Annotated in this window: 8 protein-coding genes; 4 read left to right on the top strand and 4 right to left on the bottom strand. The window is 65.4% G+C overall.

Annotated elements, in window-relative coordinates; all coding sequences use genetic code 11:
• Positions 1 to 131 precede the first annotated feature (131 nt).
• The 3 genes from QA642_RS29865 (at position 132) to QA642_RS29855 (ending at position 2,631) form a co-directional block, all read left to right on the top strand.
• Entirely contained in the window at positions 132 to 1,250 is a 1,119-nt protein-coding gene (locus tag QA642_RS29865; protein WP_283080043.1) for a LuxR C-terminal-related transcriptional regulator, read from the top strand.
• Between the two features lie 169 nt (positions 1,251 to 1,419).
• Positions 1,420 to 1,716, top strand: coding sequence for a hypothetical protein (locus QA642_RS29860; protein WP_283080042.1), 297 nt, complete (start codon positions 1,420 to 1,422; stop codon positions 1,714 to 1,716).
• 186 nt (positions 1,717 to 1,902) lie between these two features.
• The gene (locus tag QA642_RS29855; protein ID WP_283080041.1) at positions 1,903 to 2,631 is read left to right on the top strand and encodes a sulfite exporter TauE/SafE family protein; all 729 of its coding nucleotides are present in this window, start codon (positions 1,903 to 1,905) and stop codon (positions 2,629 to 2,631) included.
• Here QA642_RS29855 and QA642_RS29850 read toward each other — a convergent pair.
• Complete coding sequence (locus tag QA642_RS29850; protein ID WP_283080040.1) at positions 2,628 to 5,828, bottom strand: multidrug efflux RND transporter permease subunit; 3,201 nt, start codon at positions 5,826 to 5,828, stop codon at positions 2,628 to 2,630. The two genes, QA642_RS29855 and QA642_RS29850, sit on opposite strands and share 4 nt — an antisense overlap.
• Positions 5,829 to 6,016: 188 nt before the next feature.
• Complete coding sequence (locus QA642_RS29845; RefSeq protein ID WP_283080039.1) at positions 6,017 to 7,258, bottom strand: efflux RND transporter periplasmic adaptor subunit; 1,242 nt, start codon at positions 7,256 to 7,258, stop codon at positions 6,017 to 6,019.
• Positions 7,259 to 7,458: 200 nt separating this feature from the next.
• On the opposite strand from QA642_RS29845, the gene QA642_RS29840 reads away from it, so the two are divergent.
• Positions 7,459 to 8,064, top strand: a complete 606-nt coding sequence (locus QA642_RS29840) for a TetR/AcrR family transcriptional regulator (RefSeq protein WP_283080038.1) — start codon at positions 7,459 to 7,461, stop codon at positions 8,062 to 8,064.
• A gap of 1 nt (position 8,065) precedes the next feature.
• Here QA642_RS29840 and QA642_RS29835 read toward each other — a convergent pair whose 3' ends face one another.
• Both QA642_RS29835 and QA642_RS29830 read right to left on the bottom strand, forming a co-directional pair.
• On the bottom strand, positions 8,066 to 9,547 hold the full coding sequence (locus tag QA642_RS29835; protein ID WP_283080037.1) for an amidase: 1,482 nt from the start codon (positions 9,545 to 9,547) through the stop codon (positions 8,066 to 8,068).
• A 244-nt stretch (positions 9,548 to 9,791) separates the two neighbouring features.
• The gene (locus QA642_RS29830; protein WP_283080036.1) at positions 9,792 to 11,159 is read right to left on the bottom strand and encodes an MFS transporter; all 1,368 of its coding nucleotides are present in this window, start codon (positions 11,157 to 11,159) and stop codon (positions 9,792 to 9,794) included.
• Between the last annotated feature and the right edge of the window lie 72 nt (positions 11,160 to 11,231).

The following is an 11,231-nucleotide window of genomic DNA, read 5'->3' as shown; positions in this document are numbered from 1 at the left end:
TCAATCCGCTCGTCAGCCGACCGGTCAATCGCGGCTCGGCGTTGAACCTTTTGTTCCCGCGCAGGACTCACAGAAGCCGCCGGGCATCCCGAACATTCCGCTCTCTCAGTTCATGACCATTGGCTGTTCCGATGTCCCGACTTCCGAAACAATCCGAGCTGATCGAGAGCATCTATAACGCCGGACTCAACCCGGAGTTGTGGAACGATGTCGTGGTCATGCTCAATGGATATATCGGCAGCCAGGCCTGCGGTCTGATCTCCAAGGACCCGGTCAGCAAATCCGGCGCGACGCATTATTACTGCGGGGTCGATCCGCACTACATCCAGCTCTATGCCGAGACCTACGCCCAATACGATCCGCTTGCGCGGCTCCCACAATACGGCGAAGTGCGCAACATCCCCGATCTCGTAAATTTCGACGAATATCGCCGCGGACGATTCTATCAGGAATGGCTGCGCCCGCAGGGCTGCGTCGACGTCGCCAACGTGGTGCTGGAGCAGTCGAAATCTCCGTGTCCGATGTTGCTGACCGTGATCCCGGGCAGGGACATGCTCGATGCCGCGCAGCGCGCGCGCATGCAGTTCCTCGTCCCGCACACGAGCCGGGCGCTGCTGATCAACCGCGCGATCGAGCGCAAGCAGCAGCACGCGACCGCGCTCGCCGACGTCGTCGATCGCCTCAATGCCGGCGTGATCCTGCTGGATGCGGCCTGCAATATCGTCCACTGCAATCCGGCCGCCGAGACGATCCTGGCCGCCGACGATGTCCTGCGTACCATCTCGGGCCGGCTCGTGACCAGATCGTCCGAGGCCAATCGGGCCCTGCGCAACATCTTCCGCGACGCCGGGGAGGTTGCCGTCGCGGCGGCGGCCGATCGAAAGATTCCCCTGACGTCGGATGACGGATCGTACTATGTCGCGCACGTGATCGCGCTGCCGTCGCTGCTGCGCGAGGGCGTGACGGGGCGCACGACGGCGATCGGTGCCTTGTTCGTCTGGAAGGCGGAACTCGACGGCCGCTCGTCTGCCGGCCTGATCGACCGCACGTTCGATCTGACGCCGGCGGAACTCAGGGTGCTGCAGTCGATCGTCCAGGTCGGCGGCGTGCCGGAGACCGCGGCCGCGCTCGGTATCGCCGAGACCACGGTGAAAACGCATCTGCATCGTGTCTTCGCCAAGACCGGCGTTTCGCGTCAGGCCGATCTCGTCAAGCTCGCGGCGGGGTTCTCCAATCCGCTCGTGCGCTGACGCGCAAAACATGAGCCGTGCGTAACGCGAGTCGCTGCAGCTCGCATCAGGTTCAAAGCCCAACCATCATGAGAAAGTTATCGTGCCTCATTCGTTCGGGTGACGCGATTTTCCGCGCGCTCTCTTACGAGATGTCACGCGATCTGTTGTTCGACACTGCGATCTCGGTGTGAAGCAACTCACGTCGCGCTGGTCGAGAGGGGTTGTCATGCGAACGGCGTCACCGCTTTGGGTCGGCAGGTTCCGCGACATCGTCGCCCGCATCGGCGCAGCATTCCGCGAGCAGCGCGAGATCGAGGCGCGGCGCGCGTTGCGGCGCTATCGCCATCTGTTGGAGCCGGCGCATGAAACATTGCCTTTGAACCAATTCATTCCGGTCAGCAAGCAAAAGGATATTTCAGAACATGCCCACGGATCTGATGCGTGCGAGCGCGCCGCCGGCGCACCCGCGTTCGAGCGCGCGTAACGCCAATATCGTCGCGACCGCCCTGACCGCGGCACTCGTCACGCTGCAGCTGATCGGGCTCGCAATGCTGGAGCGGTCTCACGCGCACGCAACGCAGGTGTCGTTGCCTCGTGAACAGGCCGTTTGTTCCGAGAGCGCCGACGTTCCCGTCTCGCAGATTCCCTATGATTGACAGGAGGACGGCTTGTGCCTGATCTCACGACCCTGATGCTGCTCAGCGTTGCCGTCTTCGCCGGCGCCTTCGTCTCGGGTCTCTCGGGCTTCGCGTTCTCGGCGGTGGCCGGCGCGATCCTGCTCCGGGTATTTCAGCCGCTTGAAGCTGTGCCGCTGATGATGGCGTGCAGCATCGGCGTGCAGGCCACCAATCTGTGGGCGCTCCGGCGCAGCATCCGCTGGGAGGGCAGTCTGCTGCTGATCGTCGGCGGGCTGATCGGCGTTCCCATTGCGGTGTCGCTGTTGCAGACCGCGGACACGCACCTTCTCCGGCGCGGTTTCGGCATCATCGTCGCGCTCTATGCCGCCTACATGCTGCTGCGGCCGACGCTGGTCACGGCCGGCGAGGCGGTCGGCCGCCACTGGGTCGCGCTGATCGGATTTGGGGGAGGGCTGGTCGGCGGGCTCACCGCGATGCCCGGCGCGATCCCGACGATCTGGTGCGACATGCGCGGCATGCCCAAGAGCGAGCAGCGCGGCCTGGTGCAGCCCTTCATCGCGGCGATGCAGCTGTTCGCGATCGCGCTGCTGGTCGGGCACCAGGATCTGTCGTCAAAGGTCTTCGTCGATCTCGCGATCAGCCTGCCGGCGCTGTTCGCCGGCTCGGCGCTGGGCGTGATCGCCTTCCACCGGGTCAACGAGACGGTCTTTCGCAAGACCGTGCTCGTTCTGTTGCTGGTATCAGGGATTTGCCTGATCTAGTGACCGGCCTCGTGGCTCATGCCCTGCACAGGCGCCGCGCTGATGTCGCTGGTGTGATGCACCAGCGGCTTGTTGCCGGTGATGGTTCTGAGCAGCACATAGAACACCGGCGTCAGGAACAGGCCGAACACGGTGACGCCGATCATGCCGGAGAACACCGCAACGCCCATCGCCCGCCGCATCTCCGAGCCGGCGCCGGTCGAGAGCACGAGCGGCAAGACGCCCATGATGAACGCCATCGACGTCATCAGGATCGGACGAAGTCGCAGGCGGCTCGCCTCGATCGCGGCCCGGATCGGCGTCCGTCCGGCGAATTCGAGCTCGCGCGCGAATTCGACGATCAGGATCGCGTTCTTGGCGGACAGGCCGACCAGCACGATCAAGCCGATCTGGGTGAAGACGTTGTTGTCGCCCTTGGAGATCCAGACGCCGAACATCGCCGCCAAGAGGCCCATCGGCACGATCATGATGATCGAGAGCGGCAGGGTCAGGCTCTCATAGAGCGCAGCCAGCACCAGGAAAACCAGCAGGATCGCCAGCGGGAACACCCAGATGCCGGAATTGCCGGCGATGAACTCCTGATAGGTCAGGTCGGTCCATTCGAAGGCAAAGCCCGGCGGCAGCGTCTCTGCCGCGATCCGCGTCGCCGCCTCCTGCGCCTGGCCCGAGGAGAAGCCGGGCGCGGCCGCCGCGTTGATGTCGGACGACAGGAAGCCGTTGTAGCGGATCGCGCGCTCCGGCCCCGCGCTTTGGCGGATCTTGAGCAGCGCCGACAGCGGCACCATGTCGCCCGAGGACGAGCGCACCTTCAACTGCCTGATGTCGTCGGCGCGGGCGCGGAACGGCGCGTCGGCCTGGACCCGGACCGAATAGGTGCGGCCAAACTTGTTGAAGTCGTTGACGTAGTAGGACCCCAGGTAGATCTGCAGCGTGTTGAACACCTCGGTCACGGGCACGCCGAGCTGCAGCGCCTTGGTGCGGTCGATGTCGGCGAACAGCTGGGGCACGTTGACCTGGAAGCTCGAGAACACGCCGGCGATCTCCGGCGCCTTCTGCATCGCCGCCATGAAAGCCTTGGTCGCATCGTTCAGCGCCTCATAGCCCAAACCAGCACGGTCCTCGATCTGCAGCTTGAAGCCACCGATGGTGCCGAGGCCGTTGACCGGCGGGGGCGGGAACATGGCGATGAAGGCTTCCTGGATCCCCGCATATTTCTTGTTCAGCTCGGCCGCGATCGCGGGCCCGCTGAGCGAGGGATCCTTGCGCTCGTCGAACGGTTTCAACGTCGAGAACACGATGCCGGCGTTGGAGGAGTTGGTGAAGCCGGAGATCGACAGGCCGGGGAAGGCCACCGAGCTCTCGACACCGGGCTGGGTCAGCGCGATGTCGCTCATCTTGCGGATCACCTCTTCGCTGCGGTCGAGCGTGGCGCCGTCGGGCAGGCGGGCGAAGCCGACGAGGTACTGCTTGTCCTGGCCCGGCACGAAGCCGCTCGGCACCTGCTGGAAGAGCAGGGCGGTGAGGCCAACCAGCACCACATAGAGCCCCATCACCGCGGCCTTGCCGGAGATGACCTTGGTGACGGTGCCGCTGTAGCTCTCCGACGAGTAGGTGAACGCCCGATTGAAGCGGCGGAAGAACCAGCCAAGGCTCTTCTCCATGATGATCGTCAGCTTGTCCTTCGGCTCGTTGTGCCCTTTGAGCAGCAGCGCCGAGAGCGCCGGAGACAGCGTCAGCGAGTTGACGGCGGAGATCACGGTCGAGATCGCGATCGTCAGCGCGAACTGCTTGTAGAACTGCCCGGTGAGGCCGGAGATGAAGGCGAGCGGCACGAACACCGCGATCAGCACCATCGCAATGGCGATGATCGGTCCCGAGACCTCGCGCATGGCCTGATAGGTGGCATCGCGCGGCGACAGCCCGGCCTCGATGTTGCGCTCGACGTTCTCGACCACGACGATCGCGTCGTCGACGACGATGCCGATCGCGAGCACGAGGCCGAACAGGCTGAGCGCGTTGATCGAGAAGCCGAACACGTGCATCACCGCGAACGTGCCGACGATCGAGACCGGCACCGCGAGCAGGGGGATGATCGAGGCGCGCCAGGTCTGCAGGAACAGGATCACGACCAGAACCACCAGCGCGATCGCTTCAAGCAGCGTGTGGATGACGGCCTCGATCGAGGAGCGCACGAACTGAGTGGGGTCGTAGACGATCTGGTAGGACACGCCCTCCGGCATGTTCTTCTTGATCTCGGCCATGGTGGCGCGGACGTTGTCGGAGATCTGCAGCGCGTTGGAGCCCGGCGCCTGGAAGATCGGGATCGCGACCGCCTGCTTGTTGTCGAGCAGCGAGCGCAGGCCGTATTCGGAGGCGCCAAGCTCGATGCGCGCGACATCACGAAGACGAACCACTTCGCCGCGCGAGCCGGTCTTGACCACGATGTCGCCGAACTGCTCCTCGTTGGCGAGACGTCCTTCCGCATTGACCGACAATTGCAGGTCGATACCCCTAACGTTGGGGGACGAGCCGACCACGCCGGCGGCAGCCTCGACGTTCTGCGCCTGGATCGCTTTCACGATATCGCTGGCAGTCAGCCCGTGCTCGGCCGCCTTCTGCGGATCGACCCAGACCCGCATCGAATAGTCGCCGGCACCGTAGAGCTGGACGTCGCCGACGCCGTCGATGCGCGCCAGGCGATCCTTGACGTTGAGCACGGCGTAGTTGCGCAGATACGTCATGTCGTAGCGGCCGTTCGGCGACAACAGATGCACCACCATGGTGAGGTCGGGCGACGACTTCTTGGTGATGATGCCGAGCTGGCGCACCACGGCAGGCAGGCGCGGCTCGGCCTGCTGCACGCGGTTCTGCACCAGCTGCGTGGCCTTGTCGGGGTCGGTGCCGAGGCGGAACGTCACCGTCAGCGTCATTGCGCCATCGGTGGTCGCCTGGCTCGACATATACAGCATGTTCTCGACGCCGTTGATCTGCTCCTCGATGGGAGTAGCCACCGTCTCCGCGATCACCTTGGGATTGGCGCCGGGATAGGTCGCGCGCACCACAACCGAGGGCGGCACCACGTCGGGGTATTCCGAGATCGGCATCGCGAACAGCGAGATCAGCCCTGCGAGGAAGATCAGGACCGACAGCACGCCGGCGAAAATCGGACGATCAATGAAGAACTTTGACAGATTCATGGCTTTGCCCCTGGGCAATATCCTGCGGTTCTCCGACAACTCCCCCCGTCATTCCGGGGCGTGGGCGAAGCCCGCGAACCCGGAATCCAGAGGTGAAGTGATCGGAGTTTCGTAACTTCGAGATTCTCAGGTGCGCAATTGCGCACCGTAGTTCGCGACTTCGTCGCGCCCCGGAACGACTCGGATAGTTAGCGTTGCACCACGTCCTGGTTGCTGTGGTTGGAAGCCTGCTGCCCCCGCGCCCCCATCGCCGCGATCTCCGTCTTGAGGAGGGCGCCGGGACGCACGCGCTGCAAGCCATTGACCACGATGCGGTCGCCGGGCTTCAGGCCCGCGGTGACGATGCGAAGTCCATCGACGGCGCCGCCAAGCGTAACCGGCCGGTAGACCGCGCGGCTGTCGTCACCGACCGCCATCACGAACTTCTTGTCCTGGTCGGTGCCGATCGCCCGCTCGTCGATCATCACCAGCGTCTGCTGCTTGGGCTGGCCCATGCGCACGCGGGCGAACTGGCCGGGGATCAGACGCCCGTCGTCGTTCTGGAACACGGCGCGGACGCGGATGGTGCCGCTCTGGCCGTTGACCTGGTTGTCGATCAGCTGGATGTGGCCCTTCGCCGAGAGGCCGCCTGATGTCGCCATCTCCACCGGAATCTGGTCGAGCTTGCCGCGCTGGCCCATGCTATCCGCGATCGAGTTCAGCGCGCGGAGCACCACCTCTTCGTCCGCATCGAACGAGGCGTAGATCGGATTGACCGAGACCAGCGAGGTCAGCACCGGCGAGGCGGTGCCGGCGGCGACGAGATTGCCGACGGTGACCTCGATCTTGCCGACGCGGCCGTCCACCGGCGCGCGCACCTCGGTGTAGTCGAGATTGAGCTTTGCGGTCTGGAGCGTCGCCTCGGCCGCCTTCACATTGGCGATGGCTTCGCGATGGGCGTTGTCGCGCTGGTCGTAGTCGCGCCGGGTGACCACGGCGTTCCCAACCAGCTGGGCGCCGCGTTCGAGCTCGCTCTGGGTGAACACCACGCGGGCCTTGGCGGCCTCGAGCTGGGCGGCGGCCTTGTCGACCTCGGCGGCGTAGGGCGCCGGATCGATCTTGAACAGCAGGTCGCCGGCCTTCACCAGCGCGCCCTCGGTGAAGTTGGTCGACAGGATCGCGCCGGCCACGCGCGGGCGAAGCTCGACGCGCTGGATGGCCTCGAGCCGGCCGGAGAAATCGTCCCAAAGCACGGTCTGCTTCGGTTCGATCATCGCGACGGTGACGGAAACGGCCTGCTCAGCCGCGGCCGCGGTTGCGGTTGCTTGCGCAGCGTGGAAGTAGTGGCCGGTCGCGATCGAGCCGGCTACGGCGAGGGCGCCCACGACGGCGACGCCGCCAAGAAGGCGGCGGAAACGGCCGGTGCGGGGAGAACTTTGCGGGGGATGCATTTGCGCGCTCCAGATATGTAGTGTTCACTACAAATGTGGAGCTGGATGTCGCAGTGCAAGATACTTATGTACCATTCACTAAGAAAATTGTAGCCGCATACCGCGACAATTGGAAGACGCTGAGAAAAGACAGCTAGAACAAATAGATAGGACTTGGCGTTAAGCCTCAGGCAGAACGTGAAATCCGAGGAGACAGGCACATGGGCATGGGACGCCCCCGCGAATTCGACGCCGAGACGGCGTTGGACCGGGCGATGGAAGTGTTTTGGCGCCATGGTTATGAGGGCGCGACCATTGCCCAGCTCACAGAGGCCATGGGCATCAATCCCCCCAGCCTCTATGCCTGCTTCGGCAACAAGGAAGGCCTGCTGAAGGCCGCGCTCGACCGCTACACAAAACTGCGCGGCGTCTGGATGGACGAGGTCGTCGCAGCGCCCACCGCCCGCGCGGTCGCCGAGCGGATGCTGATGGGCATCGCCGACAAGCAGACCGATCCCGCCAATCCGCCCGGCTGCCTGCTCGTCCAGGGCGGCATCGCCTGCGGCACCGGCTCCGAGAGCGTCCCCTTCGAGCTCGCCGCCCGCCGCGCCCAGAACGAAGACCAGCTCCGCGAGCGTTTTGTCCGCGCCAAGGCTGAGGGCGATCTCAAGGACACGTCAGATCCCGCCGCGCTCGCGCGCTACGTTTCGGCCGTCTCCGTCGGCATGGGCGTGATGGCGTCATCAGGCGCGGATCGCGAGGCGCTGCGGCAAGTCGCTGATGTCGCGGTGCAGGCGGTCGAGGCGCAGTCGGCCGACCGAACCTGATTCAGCTCGGCAACGCCGGCGGCGGGACGAAGCCGCCGAACTCGCGCTCGATCAGCCCGGCCAGCGCAATCGTCGTGCGGTCCTCCAGATAAGGCCCGATGATCTGCACGCCGACCGGCAGGCCCGACGGCGTACGCTCGATCGGAACGGCGGTCGCCGGCAGTCCGCAGGTCGAGGCGGGATCGGCCCAGATGAAGCATGCATCGGAATAGTTGTAGAGCTTGCCATCGATGTCGAGCTTTCGCGCGTCGAACGGCTCGGAATGATCGTGCGGAAAGGCCGGCACGGCGGCGACGGGATAGATCACCGCATCGAACTCGCGGAAGAGCTGGTACCACTTTTCCTGGAGCTGCAGGCGAGCCGCATCAATCGCCAGCCAATCGCGATGGATCATGCCCCAGCCGCGGGCGCGCTCGGCCTCAAGGCTGCGGTCGTCGGGCGCGAGTGCTGCGGCCGCTTCTTGTGCCTCGGCGAGGGCGGCCGGTGTCAGGCGCGGGCTTCGGGCGCCGTTGAGCAGCTTCATGTAGAGCCGAGCGGACTCGGCGAGATCGGGCAGCGATGTGCTCGAGCGCGCGACATGCGCGCCTGATCGTTCGAGCCGCTCGGCCAATCGTCCGATGGCCGAGCGCACGGCATCGCCCGTCGGCATCAGCGGATGGGTGTCGATCACGAGGATCCTGAAATCCCTGAGCTGGTCATGCCGCGGGGCAGGCAGCACGAGGCGGTAGCCGACCCCGTCGCGGGTCTCATCAGGACCGGCAATCACGTCGAGCGACAATGCGAGATCCGAGGCGGTGCGCGCCATCGGCCCGACGACGGCAAGGTCGCCCTGGCCGGGAACAGGCGGCGCCGGCGGCAGGCTGTATCCGCGCAGCGGCACCAGGCCGAGGCTCGGCTTGTGTCCGAACACGCCGCAGAAATGCGAGGGCACCCGGATCGAGCCGCCGATATCCGAGCCGATCGAGAGCGGACCGAAGCCTGCGGCCAGCGCCGCGCCGCATCCGCCCGAGGAGCCGCCAGGCGACCGGCCGAGGTCCCACGGATTGTTCGTGGTGCCGTAGATGTCGTTGTAGCTCTGGAAATCCCTGAGCCCGATCGGGATGTTGGTCTTGCCGATGATGACGGCGCCCGCCGCCTTCAATCGCGAGACGACGAGAGCGTCCTCGGCCGGCTTGAAATCCCTGAAATGCGGAAAGCCCCAGGTCGTCGCTAGGCCCGCGACGTTGAACGGTTCTTTGAGGGTTACGGGGATGCCGAGCAGCGGCAACCGCTCGCCGCGGCCGAGCGCGGCATCGGCGGCCCGCGCGGCGTCCCTGGCCCGATCGAAATCGCGGACGACAATCGCGTTGATCGGCCCGTCCAGCGCCTCGATGCGGGCGATCGTATGTGCAAGCAATTCCGATGCGGAGATCTTGCGCGCGTGCAGGGCGCCGAGGAGCGCGCCGATCGAGCCGTAGTTGAGGTTAGCGGCATCTGCGGTCATCGCGCGCTCCCTTGTATCTCGTCGTCTCGGCGAACCGATCCGGGAATCGAACATGCAATGTTGGCAGCGAGATGAGGAGGCGGCACAATGGGAACCAGATCTGCCCGCGTGTCGGGGCGGGGGGGCATCTGCTTCGCCAGAGGTCGTCATGCCCGGGCTTGTCCCGGGCATCCACGTTCTTCGTGCCGCGTAGCCAAAGGCGTGGATGGCCGGGACAAGCCCGGCCATGACGGTGTGGAGAGAGTCAGGACGCTTCCTTCAGCACCGGCGAAGCCGTGTCCTCCGCCTTCAGCTCCTCGAGGCTGCGATGCCGGGGCTCGATGCCGAGCGACCAGACCGTGATGATCTGCACCACCAGGAGGCCGATCATCAGCGCCATCACGCCGGCGACGCCGCGCGTCTCGAACAGTGAGACCACGAGGAACGGCGTGACGATGGTGGCGCCGCGCCCCAGCGTGTTGACGATGCCGGAGGCGCGCAGGCGGACCTCGGTCGGAAACAGTTCGGGGATGTAGATGCCGAATAGAAGGGCGACCAGGACGTAGATCGGCACGGTCAGCGCGAAGCCCACGGCCGGCAGCAGGATCGGATCCGAGATCATGGGGTAGAGGATGCCGAGCGCCACCGAGACCAGCGAGGCCCCGATGATGGTCGGCTTGCGGCCCCAGCGGTCCGCGGTCAGTGCGCCGATGGCCGAACCGATGGGCGCGCCGAGCGCCATCAGCAGCGAATAGCCGAACGAGGTCGCGATCGAGAGGCCCTGCTTGACGAAGAAGACGGGCAGCCAGGTCACGAAGCCGTAGAGCAGGGTGTTGATCGTGATCAGGCAGACCGCGCCGACGATCATCCGCGACAGCAGGGGCGCGGTGAACAACGTGCCGAGATCGGCGGCGACCGGGGCTGACGTGACGGGCGCGGGAGCAGGCAGGGGCTGGCCTTGCGCCGCCTCCTTCTCGATGGCCTGCATCAGCGCTTCCGCCTCGGTGGTGCGCCCGACGGCCTCCAGCCAGCGCGGCGATTCCGGCAACGACTTGCGCATGTACCAGACGACGAGCGCACCGACACCGCCGAGCACGAACATCGAGCGCCAGCCGAATTGCGGGACCAGCACGGACGCGACGAGCAATGCCACGGGCAGGCCGGTGACGACGCACACGGTGGTGAAGCCGAGCCATTTGCCGCGGGTGCGCGCGGGCACGAATTCCGTCATCGTCGAATAGCCGACGACGTTCTCCGCACCTAGGCCAACGCCCATCACGAAGCGGCAGGCGATCAGGAAGGCCATGTTCGGCGAGAACGCCGCGGCGAGGGAGGCAAGGCCGAAGAGGAGCAAATTGAACTGATAGGTGAAGCGGCGTCCGTAGCGATCGCCGAGGAAGCCGGTGCCGAACGATCCCAGCATCATGCCGACGAAGGTCGCCGAGATGAACGCCGCGTTCTGGCCGAGCGTCGAAAAGCCGGTCTTCAGCGTCACGCTGAGCACGGTTCCGGCAATGTAGATGTCGAAACCGTCGAAAAACATGCCGATGCCAATCAGCAGCATGATGCGACGATGGAATGGCCCGATCGGCAGCCGATCAAGACGGCTGCCTGCGTTCACCGATGTCGACATTTACGCTCTCCCTTGACTGTTGTTCTGGTTGATGCGGCCCGCCTTCTGTGGGCGGTCTGCCGGTTCTGGTCT

Source organism: Bradyrhizobium sp. CB2312 (assembly GCF_029714425.1).
Taxonomy (GTDB): Bacteria; Pseudomonadota; Alphaproteobacteria; order Rhizobiales; family Xanthobacteraceae; genus Bradyrhizobium.
This window is presented reverse-complemented; position numbering and strand designations above follow the sequence as displayed.

Bases quoted from the DNA above. Each gene is read 5' to 3' on its own strand.
- QA642_RS29845 (WP_283080039.1), bottom strand. From the start codon at position 7,258: ATGCATCCCCCGCAAAGTTCTCCCCGCACCGGCCGTTTCCGCCGCCTT.
- QA642_RS29840 (WP_283080038.1), top strand. From the start codon at position 7,459: ATGGGCATGGGACGCCCCCGCGAATTCGACGCCGAGACGGCGTTGGAC.
- QA642_RS29850 (WP_283080040.1), bottom strand. From the start codon at position 5,828: ATGAATCTGTCAAAGTTCTTCATTGATCGTCCGATTTTCGCCGGCGTG.
- QA642_RS29865 (WP_283080043.1), top strand. From the start codon at position 132: ATGTCCCGACTTCCGAAACAATCCGAGCTGATCGAGAGCATCTATAAC.
- QA642_RS29830 (WP_283080036.1), bottom strand. From the start codon at position 11,159: ATGTCGACATCGGTGAACGCAGGCAGCCGTCTTGATCGGCTGCCGATC.
- QA642_RS29835 (WP_283080037.1), bottom strand. From the start codon at position 9,547: ATGACCGCAGATGCCGCTAACCTCAACTACGGCTCGATCGGCGCGCTC.